This is a genomic window from Pseudomonas sp. 10B238 (assembly GCF_000970615.1).
GTDB lineage: Bacteria > Pseudomonadota > Gammaproteobacteria > Pseudomonadales > Pseudomonadaceae > Stutzerimonas.
Genome location: NZ_KQ033934.1, coordinates 209,193 through 229,560 on the forward strand (window position 1 = coordinate 209,193; position 20,368 = coordinate 229,560).

A 20,368-nucleotide genomic window follows, 5' to 3' on the forward strand; every position below is an offset into this window, starting at 1 on the left:
CGTAACGATGGCCAGGTCTAGATTTTGGATTCGAGCTTTAGTACGCCCTGATCCTCACGCCAGCTGACTCGACTGAGAAAGCTCATGCCAAGCAGGGCGTCCGTCGGTGAGCCGCCTTCCACCACGACGGCCTCGACCCCGAGCACGTCGATCGCGCCGACCTTTACACTGTTGAGGTTGACCCGCCAGGCCTTGGCCGTACCGCTTGCTGTGCCGACGACGATCTGCCGGCCATCAACTCGGTAATCGATTCCCAGGCGCCGCGCCTGAATCTCATTGATCGCTACCGACGTGGCGCCGGTGTCGACGAGAAACTGCACGGGTTGACCATTGATCGAGCCGGCGATCCAGTAGTGACCGCCCTGCCCCTGGGCGATGCTCAGCTGCCGGCGATCAGGCTCGGCAAATCCTGAGCTCAACTCACGAGACAGACCATAGCTGCGCTCGACGCCCTCCACCCGCAGAACCGCGCTTTTCGAATCAGCGCTTATTACCTCTACACCGCCCGGCCCTACCTGACCGACCCGTACGAGCTTGCGCTGGCCGTCGACGTTCAACACAGCAGCGCCAGGAAACAGGCCGACCACCTGCACACGAGGTGCAGCTGTGACAGCCAGCGAGAGGAGCGACAGCGTGGAGACAAGCAGCAAAGAAACGAGGCGCATCAGTGGCGGCCTTGTGAAACAGGACAGGTCGCATTGTTTCACGAGCCCTTCCGGCATTGCAGCGATCCGACGCACAGCCCAAGCCTCCGAGACAATCAGCCTAACAAGCGCACCGCTATGTGCATCACACCGCAAGCGGCAAATCCGGCGAGGATGTCATCAAGCATGATCCCCAGCCCACCATGGACCTGCCGATCTACCCAGCTGATCGGCCACGGTTTGAGGATATCCAGCAGACGGAACACGATGAACCCGAGCAGCAGCCAGTACCAGCCCGCAGGCACCAGCCAGAAGGTAATCCAGATGCCGGCAAACTCGTCCCAGACGATGCCTTCATGGTCGTGCACGCCCAGATCCTGGGCGACCTTGCCGCACAGCCAGATACCGAACAGCATGCTCGCGACGATGAGCGCGCCGTATCCCCAGCCCGGCAGCATCTGCCACAGCGGCACGAAGGCCAGCGCTACCAGAGAGCCCCAGGTGCCGGGCGCTTTCGGCAAGGTGCCGGAGCCGAAACCAAAGGCCAGGTTGTGCCATGGATTGCTCCACACCGAATGCGGGGTCGGTTCGGCGGCAGGCTGCAGAGAATCGGTCAAACGGTTGTCCTCATTATTAGTTCGAGCGTCGGCGGCTCAGCTGGTGAAGTGGTTGTAGCCTGGATGACCGATGCCCACAGACCTCCCATCAGCATCCACCAACCGAACGCCCTCTCCCACCTCCACATGGCCAATGACGTGAACTGGCCATCCTTCGGACTGCATGGTCGGTAACGCATCTGCCGGCAAGGTAAACGCCAGAAGATAGTCGTCTCCTCCCCCCAAGGCGCATTGCAGGGCCTGATCAGTCCCGGCGAAACGCACCAGCGAGTCCGACAGCGGCACCCGGGCTTGCTCGATTACCAGCGAAACAGAAGACGCAGTGGCTATATGGTTGCAGTCGGCCAACAAGCCATCGGAGATATCCAACGCCGCGGTTGCCTTGCCACGCAGCGCCTGGCCGAGCGCGAGCTGGGGTTGCGGCGACCAGTAGCGTCTTAGCAGTGCTGCCGCTTCGACGGTGTCCGCCTCCCGCTCGCCAAGCACGATCGGTAAAGCCCCGGCTGCGTCGCCGGGGGCTCCGCCAACACAGAGCAGATCACCGGGTTGCGCACCGCTGCGCAACAACGCCTCGCCTACCGGCACGCGCCCAAATACCGTCAGCGTCATGCTCAGCGGGCCGCGCGTGGTGTCGCCGCCGATCAAACGCATGTCGCAGCCAGCCGCCATCGCGTCAAGGCCACGGGCAAATTCGGCCAGCCAGTTGGAATCGACGGAAGGAAGCGTCAGCGCCAGCGTAAACCCGATGGGCGTGGCGCCCATGCCAGCGAGATCGCTGGTGGAAACGGCCAACGCGCGCTGACCGAGTGAGTACGGATCGCACGGATCGGGGAAGTGCACCCCAGCCGTCAGCGAATCGGTGGAGATTGCCAACTGTTCGCCGGGCGGAACAGCGAGCAATGCACAGTCATCGCCAATCCCTAAAACGACATCGCCGCCAGCCCTGGCACAAGCGGCGGCGGCGAAGTAGTGGCGGATCAGCTCGAACTCACCCATCAGGCAGATCAGGTTCAGCGCTTGTAAGCGCCGACCTCGGCACTGCGAAGGATCGGCGCCAGCTTGTCCAGCACACCATTGACGAACTTGTGCCCGTCAGTGGCGCCGAACACCTTGGCAAGCTCGATGCCTTCATTGATCACCACCCGGTAGGGTACGTCGATACGATGCATCAGCTCGTAGGTGGACAGGCGCAGAACGGCCAGTTCAACCGGATCCAGCTCTTCAAGCGGGCGATCCAGATGCGGCACGATGGCGCCGTCGACTTCAGTCTTGGCGCGCGCCACGCCGGTCAGCAGCTCATGGAAGTAGTTGCCATCGACGCCGGAGAAATCGTTGTCGACGCGAAACTGCGCCTCGATTTCATTCAGGCTCTGACCTGCCATGTGCCACTGATACAGGGCCTGCATTCCCAGGCTGCGCGCGACACGGCGCGTGGCGATCTTGCCCTTGGCCTTGGGCTGCGGGGTGTCCTGACTGTCGTCGTGATTAAGGCTCACTTGGCCTCCAGCTGCGCCAGCAGACTCACCATTTCAAGCGCGGACAGTGCAGCTTCGGCGCCCTTGTTGCCGGCCTTGGTGCCGGAGCGCTCGATGGCCTGCTCGATGGAATCAACAGTCAGAACGCCGAACGCAACCGGCACACCGAACTCCATGGAAACCTGCGACAGGCCCTTGGTGCATTCGCCAGCCACGTATTCGAAATGCGGGGTACCACCACGGATGACCGCGCCGAGGGCGATGATCGCGTCGTACTCGCCCTGCTGGGCAACTTTCTGTGCGACCAGCGGAATCTCGAAGGCACCCGGCGCACGGATGATGGTAATGGCGTCTTCGGCGATGCCGTGGCGCACCAGCGCATCGACGGCGCCGCTCACCAGGCTTTCGACGACGAAGCTGTTGAAGCGGCCAACAACCAGGGCGAACTTGCCCTGCGGGGCGATGAAGGTACCTTCGATGGTCTTCAGTGTCATAGGTGGTTTCTCATCTCTTTAAAGAACGAAGGCGCCGCGTTGCATCGCGGCGCCCTGACATCATTTATTCGGCAGGCAGGTATTCTACAACTTCCAGGTCGAAGCCGGATATCGCGTTGAACTTCATCGGCGAACTCATCAGGCGCATCTTGCGCACGCCGAGATCGCGAAGAATCTGCGAACCAGCACCGACGGTGCTGTAGGTGGCCGGGCTTGGCGACTGCTGGCGGTTGAGCTGCGCCAGCAACTGCGTGCCGGTCAGCGGATTGCCCAGCAGCAGCACTACTCCACTACCGGCCTTGGCCACTTCGCTCATTGCCGCGCGCAGGCTCCAACGCCCCGGCACGGTGACCAGCAGCAGATCGCGCAGTGGCTCCATGTTGTGCACACGGACCAGGGTCGCCTCTTCCGGGGAAATCTCACCGCGGGTCAGCGCCATGTGCACGGTGTCTTCCACGTCGTCACGGTAGGTGACCAGGGTGAACTGCCCCAGCTCGGTATCCAGCGGCTGCTCGGAGACGCGCTCGACGGTGCGCTCATGGATCATCCGGTAGTGGATCAGATCGGCGATGGTGCCGATCTTCAAACCGTGCTGCTCGGCGAAGACTTCGAGCTCCGGACGACGTGCCATGGTGCCGTCGTCGTTCATGATTTCGCAGATGACGCCGCTGGCCTCAAATCCAGCCATGCGCGCCAGATCGCAGGCCGCCTCGGTGTGACCAGCGCGCGCCAGAACGCCGCCTGGCTGCGCCATCAGCGGGAAGATATGACCGGGACTGACGATGTCCTCGGCTTTCGCACCGCGGGCTACGGCAGCCTGCACCGTCCGCGCACGGTCGGCGGCGGAAATGCCGGTGGTCACACCTTCGGCAGCTTCGATGGAGACGGTAAACTTGGTGCCGAAGCCGGAGCCATTACGCGGCGCCATCAGCGGCAGCTGCAGGGTCTCGCAGCGCTCGCGGGTCATCGGCATGCAGATCAGGCCACGGGCGAAACGGGCCATGAAGTTGATGTGCTCGGCGGTCACGCATTCGGAAGCGACGATGATGTCGCCCTCATTCTCGCGGTCCTCGTCATCCATGAGGATGACCATCTTGCCGGCGCGGATGTCTTCGATCAGTTCTTCAGCAGTGTTCAGAGCCATGTGGCCAATCCTTACTTGTTCAGATAGCCGTGTTCGGCCAGGAAGCTTTCGGTCAGGCCCGAGGCATTCGGTTCAGCGGCCTTGTCGCCCATCAGCAGGCGCTCCAGATAGCGAGCCAAGAGGTCCACTTCCAGATTCACCTTCCGCCCGGGGCGGTAGTCGACCATGATGGTCTCGGCCAGGGTGTGCGGGACGATGGTCAGCTCGAACTCCGCACCGTTGACCGCATTGACCGTCAGGCTGGTGCCATCCACCGTGATCGAACCCTTGAGCGCGATGTATTTGGCCAACTCACGCGGCGCGCGGATGCGGAACTGAACGGCGCGGGCGTTTTCCTCACGCGCCACCACCTCACCCACGCCATCGACGTGACCGCTGACCAGATGCCCGCCGAGACGGCTGGTCGGCATCAGCGCCTTCTCCAGATTCACGCGGCTACCAGGCTTAAGATCGACGAACGCGGTGCGTGCCAGCGTCTCGCGGCTGACATCGGCCCAGAAGCCGTTGCCGGGCAGCTCGACCGCGGTCAGGCAGACGCCGTTAACCGCGATGCTGTCGCCCAGCTTGACGTCCGCCAGATCCAGCTTGCCGGTCTCGACCAGCACGCGAACGTCGCCACCCTTCGGCGTCATGGCACCAATGGCCCCGATGGATTCGATTATTCCTGTGAACATACGGCCTCCCGTGGAAGGCTGTTGAAACGATGCATATGACGAACTCCTGTTTTGGATAAAACAGGGCGCTGCAGATCGATAGGGAGTGGACGCGCGCACGAAAGGCGCCCGTCGAGGCATCCCGCTCTCTCTCATCCGGACTATACCGTCGGCCCCGGAATCACACCGGGTCTGCTGACCTTGTCGGAGACAAGCGCTCGCGGGCTAAACGATGGTCAGCATGGCCAACCGCATCGTTATTACCGCCGGTGGGGAATCTCACCCCGCCCTGAGAACGTGGGCCGCTAAGGCCCGGCGCAGTTTTTACCACAGTTGCGCCGGTTCTGCAGCCGACAAACGACCGTTTGACCTCAAGCCCAGCCCGTAAAAATTACTGACAAACAAGCGCAACTACCGCTGCGCTTGTTTGTCCATACGCATCGCAGCGGGCGATCGTAGACGCCGCCAGCCGCACCCGATGCAACGCAACGCAAGGCGATCAGGAAGGAACGTCACTCCCGCATTCTTCGTACCGACACGCCGAGCCAGGATCCGCTCGCAGTATGCCGATCCTCCTCGCAGATCAGGACACGATCAGGACGAACGCTCCGAACCTTCACATGTGCCACGAGGGATTGGGTATGTCAGAGGTTACGGCTATGGAACCGTCGGCAGCGGCGTACGCTGCCGAGATCGACCGCAAAGGCTACACGGTCATTGAGCACTACATTTCGCCCGAGCAACTTGAACTGGGCCGCGCCTTCATCAACCAGCAAGCGGCCAGCCATGACCACGAATATTTCGCCATTCATGGCATCGAGGCGTTGGGCGGCAGCCTGATCGCAGGGCTGGCGCTGTCGCAGCCGTTCAAGGAGACACTGACAGAACTCTATCGACTCCAGACGGGCCGGGAGCCGGCCGTAACGGAGCAGATCTTTCCCGTCATTCGCTGTCTCCAGGGGCGCAGCGGGCTCAAGCAATCGCACTTCTATCACTTCGACGCCACGGCGGTCACTGCACTACTGCCGTTGTATATCCCGACGGAAGGCGAGCACTGCGGCGATCTGATCATCTTTCCCAGTGTGCGGCGCATCCGCTTCAACGCCCTGCGCAACGTCATCGAAAAGGCCGTGCTGCATAATACCGCCAGCCAGAAGCTGGTCGCTTTTGCGGTGCGACGCGGCTGGCTCAAACCGATTCGCCTGAAGCTGGAGCCGGGCAATCTCTACCTGTTCTCGGGTTACCGAAGCCTGCACGCGAATGATGAATGCGATCCCGCGATGCTGCGCGCCACGGCGCTGTTTCACTTCGGCAATCCGCATCATGAAAGCCTAGTCGCACGGCACCTGCTGGGCACCAACAAGCGAAAAGCCAAGCTCGATCACAACGGGTTGAAGCCGGTGAACTAACCGCCCGATAAGCGTGATCTCAGCGAGTACGTTCACCCGCTGCACAGCAATCACGAGCCCATCGCGTATGCTGTGCCGCCCCGAATTTGCCAGCGAGATTTTGCAGTGACTGATCAAACGGTGACGTATTTCCTCGAGATGACCGCGCCTTCGCAGCTACGGGCCAAACCCGTACCGCAGGACTTGCTAATCAGCGAATGCGAGATCAAGCAGTTTCGCTTCAATCAGTTTCTCTACCGGCTGATCGGCGGCCCCTGGCAGTGGACCGAGCGCCTTCAGCAATCCGATGAAGCCTGGCAGCGGGAAATTGAAAGTCCCGATCTTCGCACTTGGGTGGCCTACCACCGCGGCGCCATCGCTGGCTATTACGAGCTGCGCCGTAGCGCTGAGGACGTCGAGATACTCCATTTCGGGCTGGAAAGCGGCTTCTTCGGCCGAGGATTTGGAGGCGGCTTACTGAGCCATGCGATCACAAGTGCATGGGAATGGCCCGGGACGCGACGCGTCTGGGTGCACACTTGTACCCTCGATCATCCAAGCGCGCTGCAGAACTACCAGGCTCGCGGATTCACGTTATATGACCAGCAAGTTGGCATCGAATAACGGCCGGATCGTGCGTTAGTTCGCCGGTACGGCGATGACTTTCCAGTCCTCGCCAACGGCCCGGATATCCTTTATCTGCAGCTCGCGTGCTTCGCTCATGCGCTCTAGAGGCAGGTCAATCAGCGGTCGGGCCGACGACCCCAGGAACTTGGCCGCGACGAACAGCTGGTACTCGTCGATCAAACCCAGCGCTGCAAAGGCGCCAGCCAGCCGCGGACCCGCTTCGAGCAGCACCTCGTTGGCGCCACGGTCTGCGAGCTCGCGCAGCAAACCCTGCAGGTCCACACGCCCCGCATCGCCTATCACCGTCAGAAAGTCGTGCCCCGCGGCCTGATAAACCGCGGCCTGATCAGCACGGGTATTTGCCACCAGCGCAGGGCCTGCCTGGAAGAACGGTGCGCCCAGCGGTACGCGCAGTTGCCCATCCACCAGCACCCGTAACGGTGGACGCTGCATGGCCAGCGAGGTCATTTCAGCATCGAGCCCTAGCTCTGACTCACGCACGGTCAGCCTGGCGTTATCCATGAGTACCGTATCGGCGCCAGTCAACACCACGCTCGATTGCGCACGCAGCCGCTGGACCTCGGCTCGGGCAGCGGGGCCGGTGATCCACTGGCTTTCGCCGCTGGCCATGGCGGTACGGCCATCCAGACTCATGGCGAGTTTCGCTCGCAGATAAGGCAGGCCGGTTTCCATACGCTTGATGAAACCGACATTCAGCGCGCGGGCATCCGCCTCCAGCACCCCGCTCGCCACTTCGATGCCGGCGCTGCGCAAGCGCTCGAGACCACGCCCAGCGACCTGCGGATTCGGATCCTGCATGGCCGCGACGACACGACCAACGCCGGCGTTGACCAAGGCTTCGGCACAAGGCGGCGTCCGGCCATGGTGGCTGCAGGGTTCAAGGGTGACGTAGGCAGTGGCACCGCGGGCGCGGGCGCCGGCCTGTCGAAGGGCGTGAACTTCGGCATGCGGTTCGCCAGCACGCACATGCCAGCCCTCGCCGATGAGTTCGCCATCCTTGACGATGACGCAGCCGACCCGTGGGTTGGGATGCGTGGAGTACAGCCCTTTGCGCGCCAGCTGCAGCGCCAGGGCCATCCAGGCGTGATCCTTGGTGCTCATTCGGTTTTTGCAGGCTCGCGTGACAGGCGCTCGATTTCCTCGCGGAACTCGTTGAGATCCTGAAAACGGCGATACACCGAGGCGAAGCGGATATAGGCAACTTCGTCGAGCTTCTGCAGCTCGACCATCACCAGCTCGCCCAGCACGCGTGATTTGATCTCGCGCTCGCCGGTGGCGCGCAGGCGATGCTTGATGTGGGCGATGGCTTCCTCGAGGCGCTCGACGCTGACCGGCCGCTTCTCCAGCGCGCGTTGCATGCCGGCGCGCAATTTCTCCTCATCGAACGGCTGGCGGCTGCCGTCCTGCTTGATCAGCCGCGGCATGACCAGTTCGGCGGTTTCAAACGTGGTGAAACGCTCACCGCAGGCGAGGCACTCACGGCGACGGCGCACCTGATCACCCTCGGCGACGAGGCGCGAGTCGATGACTTTGGTGTCATGTGCACCACAGAAGGGACAATGCATGGGCTAGAGCTGTCAGACGTCGGGAGAGCCATGGTAGCGCATCCCGCCGGCAAGACAAATCGAGCGGATTGTTGCTATACAGGCGCGCATCAACATCATGTTATGGAGCCGTCCGTGCAGTTACGCCCCTTTGTTCTGCCTGCTTTGCTGCTGGTTCTGGTTGGGTGTTCGAGTGAGCAATCCCAGCGTCCTACTGCGGCGGTTACCTTCGAGGAACCGCCCCAGGCCACCACCCTGATGCACGAACTGCACGGCAGCCTGATCGGCGTCCCCGCCGACAGCGAAGTCGAGCTGGCACTGCTGGAGGTCAACCGCCGTGACCAGCCAGACCGCCTGCTGAGCAATGTGAAGCTGCAGGGTCGGGGAACCGAGCTGCCCTTCATCCTCAAGTTCAATGCCGAGAAATTCCCCCAGGGTCGAGACGTGGAACTGCGTGGACGAGTGACCCGTTCGGGGCAGTTGATCATGCGCCTACCAGCCGTGCAGGTGAGCAGCCCGGCCAATCAGTCCTTGGGCCCGCTGCATCTGGTACCAGCACCTTGACCCCGCCCGCTGCGCTGCAACAAGCCTTGGCTGAGCTGCTCGGCGACGCTTCGCTGAGTATCGAGTCGCTGCCCGGCACCGATATCCGTTTATGGCTGATCGATGCGGCCAATATGGACCGGGCGTTCAGCCCGGAGGAAACCCGGCGGATCCTCGACGAGCCGCCCTATTGGAGCTTCTGCTGGGCCAGCGGCCTGGTCCTGGCGCGCTGGCTGGCCGAACGGCCGGAATGGGTGCGCGGCAAGCGTGTGTTGGATTTCGGCTCGGGTTCGGGTGTCGCCGCCATTGCCGCAGCGAAGGCCGGCGCGGCCGAGGTTGTTGCCTGCGACCTGGATCCGTTGGCCCTTGCCGCGTGCCGCGCCAACGCCGAACTCAACGGCGTGCAGCTCAACTATTCGGACGACTTTTTCAGCGAGGCTGACCGCTACGACCTGATCATCGTTGCCGACGTGCTCTACGATCGGGCCAACCTGCCCTTGCTGGATCAGTTCCTCAGTCGCGGCCAAGTCGCGCTGGTGGCCGATTCCCGCGTGCGGGATTTCCAGCACCCGCTGTATCAGCGCCTGGACATCCTTGACGCCTGTACCTGGCCCGACCTGGCCGAGCCTGCGGAATTTCGCCGGGTCAGCCTCTACCACGCCCGTCGCGAAGCCGTGCCCGTCGCGATGTGCTGACAAGCAGCGCCTGCCGTCAGGAGGAAACATGCCGACCGAAAGACCATTACGCCTGTTCTTCGCCCTGGCCTGCCCTTCCGACCTCGCTGAGGCCGTCTGCGACTGGCGTGACAGCCAAGAGGTAGGGGGTCGGCCCGTCGCCCAGGCCAACCTGCACCTGACTCTGGCTTTTCTCGGTAACCAGCCCGCGGACTCCGTCGAGGGCTTGAAGCAGCTTGCGGCAAAGGTGCGCGTCGATGCCTTTGCGCTGCGGCTCGATCAGTTGCGGACGATCGGCAAGGATTTCGCCTGCCTGATGCCCAGCCAGAGCCCGTCGCCGCTGAACCAACTGGTCGAGCAGCTACACGCGGGGCTGTCCACACACGGCGTCATGCTCGACGCACGGCCGTTTCTGCCGCACGTCACGCTTTCACGTCAGGTTCACGCCTTGCCGGATATCCAGCCACCAGCATTCCATTGGCCGGTGCGCCGCTTCGGCCTCTATTGCTCAGAAAACACCTCATCGGGTGTTCATTACAGCGAACTGGCGAGCTGGCCGTTGGCGGCCCCCGGTCGCTGATCGGGTATCAGCGCCGCCCTTGCTTCCGAATCGGCTCGCCCCCACTTAACATGCACGCCTCATTTCGCATGCGCCCATTCCGAGAATTCCAATGAGCCAGACTCCCTACATATTTGACGTCACCAGCGCCAATTTCGAGCAGCTGGTGCTGGAAAACTCCTTTCACAAGCCGGTGCTGGTGGATTTCTGGGCCGAGTGGTGCGCGCCCTGCAAAGCGCTGATGCCGCTGTTGGCAAAGATCACCGAGGAGTATCAGGGCGAGCTCGTGCTAGCCAAGGTCAACTGCGATATCGAGCAGGATGTGGTTGCGCGTTTCGGCGTGCGCAGCCTGCCAACCGTAGTGCTGTTCAAGGATGGCCAGCCGGTCGATGGCTTTGCCGGTGCTCAGCCGGAATCGGCGATTCGCGCCATGCTCGAGCCACACGTGCAGGCGCCCGCTGCGCCGGAAGCGGACTCGCTGGAAACCGCACAAGCGCTGTTCGCCGAGGGACGCATCGGTGAGGCAGAGGAGCTCCTCAAGCAAGCGCTGGCTGAAGACAACGAGAACGCTGTCGCGTTGATCCTCTACGCACGCTGCCTGGCTGAACGTGGCGAGCTCGGCGAAGCCGAGTTGGTGCTCGATGCCGTCAAGGGCGACGAACACAAGCAGGCCCTGGCTGGCGCCCGCGCGCAGCTGACGTTCCTGCGCCAGGCCAATGACCTGCCCGAGGTTGCCGACCTCAAGAGCCGTTTGGCGCAGAACGCCGAAGATGACGAGGCGGCCTACCAATTGGCCATTCAGCAGCTGGCACGTCAGCAGCACGAAGCGGCACTGGACGGACTGTTGAAGCTGTTCGTACGCAATCGCGGCTACGCCGACGGCCTGCCACACAAGACGTTGTTGCAAGTATTCGACCTGCTCGGCAGTGACCATCCGCTGGTCACCACCTACCGCCGCAAGCTGTACCAGGCGCTTTATTGATATCTGCGAATGGGGCCAGCCCCGGCCTGCACTGACATCTACGCGGCGGGTCCCGCCTGACACCACCGTGGATCGGTACAACGTGAGCCACCGCTAACTGGGCATGCCGATCCGAGGTTGGTTGTTCTCCCGCCTAGCCCTCGAGTAACTGGCGCAGTGCCATGCAATCACGGGCGTGCAGCTCGGTCAGCTCCGGCCAGGGGTTTTCCGGCAGGTTGACCAGCACGCCGCGCGCACCCGCCGCCTTGGCGCATTCCAGATCGAAGCGGTAATCGCCCACCATCACCAGTTCGCTGGGTTCGATGCGCCACTTGTCCGCCAGATGCATTAACCCGCCCGGATCGGGTTTCGGCGGCGCTTCGTCACGGCCGAGGATGTCATCGCTGGCGAAGCAGTCACCCATGCCCACTGCCTGCAGGGTTACCAGCGCCAACTCATGTGCGTTGCGCGTCAGCACGCCGAGCCGGCAACCGCGATCACGCAACGTATGCAGGAGTTCACGGGCGCCTGGCGCCGGTGTCGCGGCATAGGCCAGTTCGCGTTCGTGCTCGAGCAACCAGGCGCGCTTGCCGGCGGCCTCTTCAGCCGGCAGCGCGGCGAGGTGATGGAGGATGTCGTCGTCTTCGGGAATATCCAGAGCGCGCTTGATCGCCGGGAAGTCGTGCACGGCAAGCGTTAGGGTGCCGTCCATGTCGAACACCCAGTGCCGCGCATCGGCCAGGCTCACTTCCAATCCTCGCGCACGCGAATCAGGCCTTCCTGCGCCACCGAGGCAACCAGCTGCCCGGCGCGGTTGAAGATACTGCCGCGCGCGAAACCACGCGCGTTGCCGGCCCAGGGGCTGTCCATGGAATAAAGCAACCACTCGTCGGCGCGCACTTCGCGATGGAACCAGATGGCATGGTCCAGGCTTGCCAGCTGAATGAACTTGCTCCAGGAGCTGACGCCGTGTGGCTGCAGTGCGGTACCGATAAAGCTGAAGTCCGAGGCGTAGGCGACAAGGTATTTGTGCAGCGCCGGGTTGTCCGGCAGCGAGCCATCGGCACGGAACCAGATATGCCGGACCGGCTCGATCGGCTGCGGGTTGATCGGATCCTGCAGCGTGACCGGGCGGATCTCGATGGGTTTCGGACGGCGCAGCTTTTCTGCCACACGCGCCGGAATCAGCGGCGTCAGTTTGTGCAACAGCTCCCATTCGCTGAGCAGGTCCTCGGGACCGACCACGTCGGGCATCGGCAACTGATGCTCGAACCCGGTCTCGTCGGCCTGGAACGACGCGCTGCAGGTAAAGATGGTCTGCCCTTTCTGGATCGCGCTGACCCGGCGCGTGGTGAAACTGCCACCGTCGCGCACGCGGTCAACGTCATAGACCACCGGCTGGTGGGAATCACCAGGCCGCAGGAAGTAGCCGTGCATCGAATGGACGTGACGCTCCGGCGCCACCGTCTGGCTGGCCGCGGACAGCGCCTGACCGACCACCTGGCCACCGAACAGCTGGGGAAAGCCCAGGTCCTGGCTGGCACCCCGGAAGAGGTTTTCTTCAATTCGCTCCAGCGACAGCAGGTTGACCAGCGTGTCTAGGGTGTCGCTCATGGTGTAGTTCCTTTATGTATGCGAGGCACGAGGCAGGCGCGCAATGTTACGGATTCCGTAGAAGCGGCTCCACTGGTAGCGCTTGTCGGCGAAGCGCTACCCATTCATCCCGCGTGATTCGATACAGCGAATGAGGGCGCAGCGGATGCCCTTCGGAAATCATCGGATGGTCAAAGTCACCCGCTGGTTCATGCCGCATGCCCAACGCCTGCATCAACCCCAGCGAAGGCTCGTTGATCGCCGCGGTGTAGGCCACCACCTCCGGGAGCTGCAGCCGCTCGAAACCGCACGCCAGCGATGCCTCTGCCGCTTCGCGCGCGAAGCCTTGCCCCCAATGCTCATGGGCGAGCCGCCAGCCGATTTCCACCGCTGGGCAGAACGGCAGCTGCAAACGGCTCCAGGCCAGCCCGGCCATTCCGATGAATTGCCCATCGCTTTTGAGCTCCAGCGCCCAGAACCCGAAGCCGAACCGCGCGAAATGGATCCGGCTGCGCGCCATCGCCGCCGCGCATTCGTCGCGCGACAGCAACTCGGGGAAATAGCGCATCACCAGCGGGTCGCTGCACAGCTCGGCCAATGCATCGAGATCGTCATCACGCCAGGCACGCAGACGCAAGCGCGGTGTTTCCAATTCAATACGTTCCATCGGTTCGTCCATTCTGTTTCCTTGAAGACTTCGGTAACGGCTCTGCATACTCGCGGTTGACCTCAACGGGCCCGATTCGATGTCCCTGCCGTTGGTATTTCACGACGATTACAGCCCCGCTCTGCCGCCGGGACACCGCTTCCCCATGGAGAAGTTCCGCCTGCTGCGCGACCATCTCGTTGATTGCGGTTTGACCACGGATGCGGCGCTGTTGCGTCCCGAACTCTGCCCACCCGATATGCTGGCGCTCGCACATGACCGTAACTACGTCGAGCGCTACTGCAGCGGCGACATGAGCCGCGACGAACTGCGCCGCCTGGGCCTGCCCTGGAGCCCGCAACTGGCGAAGCGCACCGTACGTGCAGTAGGCGGCTCGCTGCTGGCCGCAGACCTTGCATTGCAGCACGGCCTGGCCTGTCACCTGGCGGGTGGCACCCACCATGCCCATCACGATCATGCCTCCGGCTTCTGCATATTCAACGACCTGGCCATCATCGCCCTTTCCCTGCTGGAGAGTGGCCGTGTCGGTCGTGTGCTGATCTTCGATTGCGATGTGCATCAGGGTGACGGCACCGCACGGATCCTCGAGCAGGTACCGGATGCCGTCACTGTGTCACTGCATTGCGAAAAGAATTTCCCGACGCGCAAGGCCCGCAGCGATTGGGACATCGGTTTGGCGCCGGGCCTTGGCGATGCGGATTACCTGAAGGTCGTCGACGATACGCTCAGCTACCTGCTGCCGCTGTATCAGCCGGATCTGGTCATCTATGACGCCGGTGTCGATGTGCACCGTGATGACGCGCTGGGTCTGCTTGAGCTCAGCGACGAAGGCCTGGCCATGCGCGACAGCGCCGTGATCGAACACTGTCTGGGGCGAGACATTCCGGTGGTTGGCGTGATCGGCGGCGGCTACGACAAGGACCGCGCCCTGCTCGCACGGCGCCATGCGCAGCTGCACTTCAGCGCCGCGAAGGCCTGGCAGCGACACGGCCTGGGCTGACACCACTGGTCACAACGACGGCCGCAGCGCGGAACTTCAACCGGCAACGAAACCCTCACTTCTATGTGTGGCTGACCCATGCAGCACGACTAAGCCGCTGTTTGCGAGCACTAAATGACCATAACAACGAGGAATCACCGATGCTCGAAACCGATCACACCACCACCGCCTACCCCAATGGCCGGAGCCATTTCTTGAAGCACACCTCCTGGAGCGCTGTGTTTGCAGGTATCGCTTTGGCACTTGTGGTTTCACTACTGCTGCACTTGCTTGGCACGGCCATCGGCGCTTCCACGATCGATCCCGCAACTGAACACAATCCCGTTGCGGGCCTCGGCATGGGCGCGATTATCTGGATGGTGCTTGCCGGTGTCATATCACTGGCCATCGGCGGCTACATCGCGGGCCGTATGGCGCCCCGTCACGGCATGTTGCACGGCTTGTTGGTGTGGGCAGTCACGACACTGGTCACGGTGTATCTGATTGCCAGCCTGGTCGGTTCGGCTGTCTCGGGCACAGCCAGCGTGGCGGGCTCAACTTTGCAAGCGGTTGGCTCTAGTGTTGCGTCCATGGCGCCCGCTATCGGTGGTGAGATCAAGCAGCAGGTCAAGCAGGCTGACATCAATCTCGATCTGAGCAATATCGAGGCTGAAATCAAGAAGGCACTGCGCCAGACCGGCAAGCCGCAACTGGCCCCGCAGAACCTTGAGCAAGACGTACAACAGGTTCAGCAGCAGGCTCAGAATCGCGCCGAGCAAGCCCAGCAGAATCCTCAGCAGGCCGACGAGCAGATATCGCAACTAATCGACCGCATCCAGCAGAAAGGTGAGGAAGCTCTGAATGCCGCCGACCGCGAAGCGATGGTCAACCTGATACAGGAGCGCGGCAACATGAGCCAGCAGGAAGCCGAGCAGATGGTCAGCCAGATCGAGCAGCAGTATCAGGAAGCCTATGTGAAGTTTAAAGAGCTGCAGGCCCAGGCCGAGCAGAAGGCCCGTGAAGTCGCCGGCCAGGCGGCCAAGCGTGTATCGCAGGCCAGCTGGGCTTTGCTGATCACGATGTTGATCACTGGTGCCGTTGCTGGGTTCGCCGGTATGTTCGGCTATCGCCGTCAGCCCAAACAGTCCGACGCGGTTTAACAGCCTGCACCCCGGCGCGCCCTGCGCCGGGGATTCTCTTACTCCGCACCGCGCCCCGCTCTCTCCATCGTCGCTGCAAACTTCCCATCGCGAGCCGCTAGAATGGCCGCCCCTGAACCACGGCGACGTTCCAATGCGTACCCCAAAATCTCGCGTCGCGATCATTGGCGGCGGCCCCGCCGGGCTGATGGCTGCCGAAGTGATGAGCCAGGCGGGCGTTGCCGTCGATCTCTATGACGCCATGCCCTCGGTCGGTCGCAAATTCCTGCTGGCCGGCGTCGGCGGGATGAACATCACCCATTCCGAGGCCTTCGAGCCATTTGTGGCGCGCTATCGCGAGCGTGCCGCCGAACTGCGCCCGCTGCTGGACGCCTTCAACCCCGAGGTTTTGCGCGAATGGATTCACGGGCTGGGCATCGACACCTTCGTTGGCAGTTCCGGGCGAGTGTTTCCCTCGGACATGAAGGCTGCACCGTTGCTGCGCGCCTGGCTGCGCCGCCTGCGTGACGCGGGCGTGCAAATCCATACGCGCCATCGCTGGCTGGGTTGGAACACCGACGGCAGCTTGCGTCTGCTTGCGCCGTCGGGTGAGATCAGTGTCGACGCCGACGCGGTGCTATTCGCGTTGGGTGGTGGCAGCTGGGCACGCCTGGGCTCCGACGGTGCCTGGGTCCCTGTGCTGGAACGCCGCGGCATTGCAGTCAACGCGCTGCGGCCCGCCAACTGCGGCTTCGAGGTGGCAGGCTGGAGTTCGCACCTGCAGGAAAAATTCGCTGGCGCGCCGCTGAAAACCGTCAGCCTCGGTCTCGCCGAACGCGCACCACGCAAGGGTGAGTTCGTGGTCACCGCCACCGGCATCGAGGGCAGCCTGGTGTATGCGTTGTCCGCCAAGATCCGCCAGGCGATCGAGCAGAACGGTAGCGCCACAGTCACGCTGGACCTGCTACCCGATCATTCGCTGGAGAGGATCTTTCGCGCCTTGGCCAAACCGCGCGGTTCGCAGTCCATGGCCAAGCACCTCAAGCGCCAACTCGGCCTTGATGGCGTCAAGGCGGGGTTGTTGCGGGAACTCGCGCCTGCTGACGCCTTCGATGACCCGCAGCGTTTAGCGAACGCGATCAAGGCCCTGCCCATCGAGCTGCTGCGCCCCCGCCCGCTGGACGAAGCCATCAGCAGTGCCGGCGGCGTGCCGTTCGAGGTGCTGGACGACGGACTGATGCTGCGACAGGTGCCGGGCGTGTTCTGCGCAGGAGAAATGCTGGATTGGGAAGCCCCCACCGGGGGCTACCTGCTGACCGCCTGTTTCGCCAGTGGTCGAGCGGCAGCGGTGGGCATGCTGCGCTGGTTGGGGATTGCTAACCCACCCAGTACCTGAAGGAACGGCGCTCGCTTAAGCCAGATGCCTGAACAGCGCCACGGCGATGATTCCAGCCGCGATGGCCGGCAACGGCTTCTTCAACAGCAGCATGGTCACCGCCGTGGCGAGGAAAGCCAGCCGGGCACCGTTATCGCCGTTGACTGCCATGGGTGTCAGCAGTGCCACCAGCACCGAGCCGGACATGGCGCTGATGAACTGCTCGGTTCGGCGGCTGATGGGCACGAACGACATGGCAAACACACCACCCCAGCGAGTCGCCAGAGTGACCACCGCCATGATCAAAATGACGATCAGCGTGCCGGATCCCGCCGTTTCCAGCGTCATGTCGGTTTCTCCATCCACAGCGCGCCCAACAGACCACCGGCAAGCGCCCCGACCACCACATGGCTATTGGCGGGCAGATACCAGTACGCCAACATCGAGGCGCCACCCGCGACGATCCAGATCACACTCATCCGCAGATCTTTCTTGCCGCCGACGACCATCGCCAGGAGGAAACAGCCCATGACCATGTCCAGCCCCCAGCTGACCGGATCGTGGATGGCGCTGCCGAAATAAAGCCCCAGCCAGGTGCCCAATACCCAGAACGTCCAGAGCGCCAGACCACCGCCGAACAAGATGCCTAACCCCGGCCTGCCGAGACTGAACGCCTGCATGGACATGGCCCAGTTGGCATCCGAAACAACGAGCATCACCGCGTAGCGCTTCGCCGGCTGCAGGTGCTGCAGATAGGGGTATAGCGTCGCGCCCATCAGCAGGTGTCGCGCATTGACAGCAAACACGGTGACCACCAGCGGAACGACCGGAACATGCGTGCCCCAGAGTTCCAACGAGGCGAATTGCGAGGCGCCGGCGAAGACCAGCGCGCTCATCATCAGTATCGAATAGTCGTTCAGCCCCGCCTGCGTCGCGGCCAAGCCAAAGGCCAGCCCAAACACCACAACGAATAGCGAGATCGGCGTCAATTGCCTGAACCCGGCCCATACGTCAGCTCGGCTAAGCGAGTGAAGCTCCGCTTGCGCGTGTGCCAAAAGCGATCTCTCCTGTGCTGTCTTGCATGTATGAAAAACGCAAAGCCTCAGGCCTTCTCAATCTGACGCCCGGCGTCACGAGCAATCAGGCAAACCGGCGTTCATCCATTGTTGCCATCTCAATGCGACAAACACGCAACCTGCTGACACGCCCGCACGGCGCGCCACCCGCCTCGGTCAGCGCTTTTTGGTCGGCTTCGTTCCGCCCAGGCTCGGCACCTTGCGGATCGGCTTGGCGTTGGGTTTCTCGCTCTCATCGAACCAGTTGCCCAGATGAACACGGCCTTTGCCAGCCGACTCTTTAGGCTTCTTCGGCTTTTTCGGTTTCTTGATGATCTGCCCGCCCGGCTGGGTGGTCGGCACCCGATGATCCGGGACGAAACCCGGCTCGTCGTGGCGCGGCAGAACTTGCTGAATCAGCGTCTCGATGGCTGCGAGCTGATCGACCTCATCGGCGGCGACCAGCGACACGGCCTCGCCCGTTGCGCCCGCCCGGCCTGTCCGGCCGATACGGTGCACATAGTCCTCGGCAACGGTAGGCAGGTCGAAATTGACCACCTGTGGCAAGTCATGGATGTCCAGGCCTCGCGCGGCCACATCCGTGGCCACCAACACCTGCACTTCGCCCGCTTTGAAACGTTCCAGCGCGCGCAACCGCGACGCCTGCGGCTTGTCGCCGTGGATCGCGTCGCTGCTGACGCCCTGCGCCTGCAACTCATCCACAAGCTGGTCGACGCCCTTGCGCGTCTTGACGAACACCAGCACCTGCCCCCAGCGCTTTTCCGCCAGCAGATGCAGAAACAGCTCGGACTTGCGCTTCTTGTCCACCGGCACCAGCCACTGCTTCACGGTTTTCGCCGCAGCATTGCGCGGGCTAACCTCGATGGACAGAGGATCGCGCAGCAGCTCCTGCGCCATCTGCCGAATTGGGTCGGAGAAGGTCGCGGAAAACAGCAAGGTCTGCCGCTTTTTCGGGAGTGCACTGAACAGCGCGTCCAGCTCTTCGGAAAAGCCGAGGTCGAGCATCCGATCGGCCTCATCCAGCACCAGCGCCTGCACCTGGCTGAACTTCACCGCGTTCTGTCGATACAGATCCAGCAACCGCCCGGGTGTGGCGACCAGCACGTCGATGCCCTTGCGCAAGGCCATCATCTGCGGATTGATGCTGACGCCGCCGTAGACCGCATAGGTGCGCAGCGGCAGGTCCTGGCCGTAGGTTCTGAAGCTCTCGTGCACCTGCTCGGCCAGCTCACGGGTCGGCACCAGCACCAGCGCGCGGACCGAGTTGCTCGCCACTTGCGGCCCTTCGTGCAGCAGGCGCTGCAACAGCGGCAAGGCGAAACCCGCAGTCTTGCCGGTGCCGGTCTGCGCGGCGGCCATCAGGTCGCGGCCCTTGAGCACAGCCGGAATCGCCTTGGCCTGGACCGGCGTCGGCTGGGTGTATTCAAGCGATTCGAGGGTGCGTAGCAGCTGATCGATCAGGCCCAAAGAGGCGAAGGTCATGACGGTAACCGGAAGGACGAAAACAGGCTGCGCAGTTTACTCGAAAGGAAGCAGGAAGCTGAGCGTAGGGTGGATGTCGCTTTCGACATCCACCGTTGGCCGCCGAATGGAACATGCGGCACTGGCAGCCCCAGGAGTGACGGGCCGACAGCCCTATCGCAGCAGGAGCTTGCCTTCGATGGGCACGTAACGCGACGCCGCGCGAATCAACGAGTTGGCTGTCAGGCCCGGCGCACCATAGGCCGTCGCCTCGGCGCCGCCAGCGCGCACCCGGTCGAGCAGCAAATCGAAGTCACCATCTCCCGACGCCAGTACCACTTCGTCGACCTGCCCCACCACGTCCAGCACGTCGATGGTGATCCCTACATCCCAGTCGCCCTTGGCCGAGCCGTCGCTGCGTTGGATATACGGTTTTAGCTTCACCGTGAAGCCGAGGTTGCGCAGGATCTGCTGGAACTGCTGCTGCTTGGCGTCCCCCCGATCGATGGCATAGGCATAGGCCTCCACGATCTCGCCGCGCTCACTGACGTCGGCCCACAACGCCGCGTAGTTGAAATGGCAGCCGTGGGCCTGGCGCACCGTGTAGTAGAGGTTCTGCACATCAGCAAACAGGGCAATCTTCTTCACGCGGCAACCCGAGCGGAGGAATGGCCAGCCAGTATGGACTGCGATAGCGCGGCTGTCGCCGGCCGGCCGTTTGGGCTCATCAGGCC

25 protein-coding genes and 1 riboswitch are annotated in these 20,368 nt (G+C 62.9%); of the genes, 9 read left to right on the forward strand and 16 right to left on the reverse strand.

Annotated features, from left to right (window positions below; all coding sequences use genetic code 11):
• Nucleotides 1–17 precede the first annotated feature (17 nt).
• The 7 genes from RT21_RS13985 to RT21_RS14015 form a co-directional block, all read right to left on the reverse strand.
• Complete coding sequence (locus RT21_RS13985; RefSeq protein ID WP_046163227.1) at nt 18–665, reverse strand: retropepsin-like aspartic protease family protein; 648 nt, start codon at nt 663–665, stop codon at nt 18–20.
• Between the two features lie 95 nt (nt 666–760).
• The gene (locus tag RT21_RS13990; RefSeq protein WP_046163199.1) at nt 761–1,261 is read right to left on the reverse strand and encodes a phosphatidylglycerophosphatase A family protein; all 501 of its coding nucleotides are present in this window, start codon (nt 1,259–1,261) and stop codon (nt 761–763) included.
• Nucleotides 1,262–1,297: 36 nt separating this feature from the next.
• Nucleotides 1,298–2,257 carry a thiamine-phosphate kinase gene (gene thiL, locus RT21_RS13995; protein ID WP_101153436.1) on the reverse strand — a complete coding sequence of 320 codons (960 nt, stop codon included), beginning with the start codon at nt 2,255–2,257 and terminating at the stop codon, nt 1,298–1,300.
• Between the two features lie 14 nt (nt 2,258–2,271).
• On the reverse strand, nt 2,272–2,757 hold the full coding sequence (gene nusB, locus RT21_RS14000; protein WP_045424292.1) for a transcription antitermination factor NusB: 486 nt from the start codon (nt 2,755–2,757) through the stop codon (nt 2,272–2,274).
• Nucleotides 2,754–3,230: a 6,7-dimethyl-8-ribityllumazine synthase gene (gene ribE / locus RT21_RS14005; protein WP_019340068.1), complete on the reverse strand. Its 477-nt coding sequence runs from the start codon at nt 3,228–3,230 to the stop codon at nt 2,754–2,756. Before ribE ends, nusB begins: the two co-directional genes overlap by 4 nt.
• Before the next feature lie 64 nt (nt 3,231–3,294).
• Nucleotides 3,295–4,374 (reverse strand): bifunctional 3,4-dihydroxy-2-butanone-4-phosphate synthase/GTP cyclohydrolase II, encoded by a 1,080-nt coding sequence (ribBA, locus tag RT21_RS14010; protein WP_046163201.1) that lies wholly within the window; start codon nt 4,372–4,374, stop codon nt 3,295–3,297.
• An 11-nt stretch (nt 4,375–4,385) separates the two neighbouring features.
• Nucleotides 4,386–5,048 (reverse strand): riboflavin synthase, encoded by a 663-nt coding sequence (locus tag RT21_RS14015; RefSeq protein ID WP_046163202.1) that lies wholly within the window; start codon nt 5,046–5,048, stop codon nt 4,386–4,388.
• A 119-nt stretch (nt 5,049–5,167) separates the two neighbouring features.
• Nucleotides 5,168–5,328: riboswitch (FMN riboswitch) on the reverse strand.
• Nucleotides 5,329–5,686: 358 nt separating this feature from the next.
• Here RT21_RS14015 and RT21_RS14020 point away from each other — a divergent pair.
• Nucleotides 5,687–6,436, forward strand: coding sequence for a hypothetical protein (locus tag RT21_RS14020; RefSeq protein ID WP_052724753.1), 750 nt, complete (start codon nt 5,687–5,689; stop codon nt 6,434–6,436).
• A 105-nt stretch (nt 6,437–6,541) separates the two neighbouring features.
• A complete protein-coding gene (locus RT21_RS14025; protein WP_371263611.1) occupies nt 6,542–7,039 on the forward strand; it encodes a GNAT family N-acetyltransferase in 498 nt (165 codons plus the stop codon).
• Between the two features lie 15 nt (nt 7,040–7,054).
• Here RT21_RS14025 and ribD read toward each other — a convergent pair whose 3' ends face one another.
• Together ribD and nrdR are read right to left on the reverse strand one after the other, a co-directional pair.
• Complete coding sequence (gene ribD, locus RT21_RS14030; RefSeq protein WP_046163204.1) at nt 7,055–8,164, reverse strand: bifunctional diaminohydroxyphosphoribosylaminopyrimidine deaminase/5-amino-6-(5-phosphoribosylamino)uracil reductase RibD; 1,110 nt, start codon at nt 8,162–8,164, stop codon at nt 7,055–7,057.
• Entirely contained in the window at nt 8,161–8,628 is a 468-nt protein-coding gene (gene nrdR / locus RT21_RS14035) for a transcriptional regulator NrdR (RefSeq protein ID WP_045424280.1), read from the reverse strand. The genes ribD and nrdR overlap by 4 nt, the downstream gene beginning before the upstream one ends.
• A 114-nt stretch (nt 8,629–8,742) precedes the next feature.
• On the opposite strand from nrdR, the gene RT21_RS14040 reads away from it, so the two are divergent.
• The 4 genes from RT21_RS14040 (at nt 8,743) to trxA (ending at nt 11,365) form a co-directional block, all read left to right on the forward strand.
• Nucleotides 8,743–9,171 (forward strand): YbaY family lipoprotein, encoded by a 429-nt coding sequence (locus RT21_RS14040; protein WP_371263612.1) that lies wholly within the window; start codon nt 8,743–8,745, stop codon nt 9,169–9,171.
• Nucleotides 9,168–9,845 carry a class I SAM-dependent methyltransferase gene (locus RT21_RS14045; protein ID WP_046163206.1) on the forward strand — a complete coding sequence of 226 codons (678 nt, stop codon included), beginning with the start codon at nt 9,168–9,170 and terminating at the stop codon, nt 9,843–9,845. Before RT21_RS14040 ends, RT21_RS14045 begins: the two co-directional genes overlap by 4 nt.
• 28 nt (nt 9,846–9,873) lie before the next feature.
• A complete protein-coding gene (thpR, locus tag RT21_RS14050; RefSeq protein ID WP_046163207.1) occupies nt 9,874–10,404 on the forward strand; it encodes an RNA 2',3'-cyclic phosphodiesterase in 531 nt (176 codons plus the stop codon).
• 91 nt (nt 10,405–10,495) lie between these two features.
• A complete protein-coding gene (gene trxA / locus RT21_RS14055) occupies nt 10,496–11,365 on the forward strand; it encodes a thioredoxin (protein WP_045424268.1) in 870 nt (289 codons plus the stop codon).
• Between the two features lie 133 nt (nt 11,366–11,498).
• Here trxA and RT21_RS14060 read toward each other — a convergent pair whose 3' ends face one another.
• From RT21_RS14060 to RT21_RS14070, 3 genes are read right to left on the reverse strand one after another with little or no spacing between them, the layout of a single operon-like run.
• Nucleotides 11,499–12,092 carry an HAD family hydrolase gene (locus RT21_RS14060; RefSeq protein ID WP_046163208.1) on the reverse strand — a complete coding sequence of 198 codons (594 nt, stop codon included), beginning with the start codon at nt 12,090–12,092 and terminating at the stop codon, nt 11,499–11,501.
• Complete coding sequence (gene tesB / locus RT21_RS14065) at nt 12,089–12,958, reverse strand: acyl-CoA thioesterase II (RefSeq protein WP_045424263.1); 870 nt, start codon at nt 12,956–12,958, stop codon at nt 12,089–12,091. Before tesB ends, RT21_RS14060 begins: the two co-directional genes overlap by 4 nt.
• 46 nt (nt 12,959–13,004) lie before the next feature.
• Nucleotides 13,005–13,616 (reverse strand): GNAT family N-acetyltransferase, encoded by a 612-nt coding sequence (locus RT21_RS14070; RefSeq protein ID WP_371263613.1) that lies wholly within the window; start codon nt 13,614–13,616, stop codon nt 13,005–13,007.
• A gap of 67 nt (nt 13,617–13,683) precedes the next feature.
• Here RT21_RS14070 and RT21_RS14075 point away from each other — a divergent pair, with 67 nt between their 5' ends.
• The 3 genes from RT21_RS14075 (at nt 13,684) to RT21_RS14085 (ending at nt 17,118) form a co-directional block, all read left to right on the forward strand.
• The gene (locus RT21_RS14075; RefSeq protein WP_046163209.1) at nt 13,684–14,604 is read left to right on the forward strand and encodes a histone deacetylase family protein; all 921 of its coding nucleotides are present in this window, start codon (nt 13,684–13,686) and stop codon (nt 14,602–14,604) included.
• 140 nt (nt 14,605–14,744) lie between these two features.
• Entirely contained in the window at nt 14,745–15,743 is a 999-nt protein-coding gene (locus RT21_RS14080; protein WP_045424259.1) for a YrzE family protein, read from the forward strand.
• Nucleotides 15,744–15,876: 133 nt separating this feature from the next.
• On the forward strand, nt 15,877–17,118 hold the full coding sequence (locus tag RT21_RS14085; protein WP_046163210.1) for a TIGR03862 family flavoprotein: 1,242 nt from the start codon (nt 15,877–15,879) through the stop codon (nt 17,116–17,118).
• A 15-nt stretch (nt 17,119–17,133) separates the two neighbouring features.
• Here RT21_RS14085 and RT21_RS14090 read toward each other — a convergent pair whose 3' ends face one another.
• The 4 genes from RT21_RS14090 to RT21_RS14105 form a co-directional block, all read right to left on the reverse strand.
• Nucleotides 17,134–17,445, reverse strand: coding sequence for an AzlD family protein (locus RT21_RS14090; protein WP_046163211.1), 312 nt, complete (start codon nt 17,443–17,445; stop codon nt 17,134–17,136).
• The gene (locus RT21_RS14095; protein ID WP_046163212.1) at nt 17,442–18,152 is read right to left on the reverse strand and encodes an AzlC family ABC transporter permease; all 711 of its coding nucleotides are present in this window, start codon (nt 18,150–18,152) and stop codon (nt 17,442–17,444) included. The genes RT21_RS14090 and RT21_RS14095 overlap by 4 nt, the downstream gene beginning before the upstream one ends.
• A gap of 177 nt (nt 18,153–18,329) precedes the next feature.
• A complete protein-coding gene (locus RT21_RS14100; protein ID WP_046163213.1) occupies nt 18,330–19,655 on the reverse strand; it encodes an RNA helicase RhlE1 in 1,326 nt (441 codons plus the stop codon).
• A gap of 153 nt (nt 19,656–19,808) precedes the next feature.
• On the reverse strand, nt 19,809–20,282 hold the full coding sequence (locus RT21_RS14105; protein WP_045424243.1) for a LabA-like NYN domain-containing protein: 474 nt from the start codon (nt 20,280–20,282) through the stop codon (nt 19,809–19,811).
• Nucleotides 20,283–20,368: the final 86 nt, after the last annotated feature.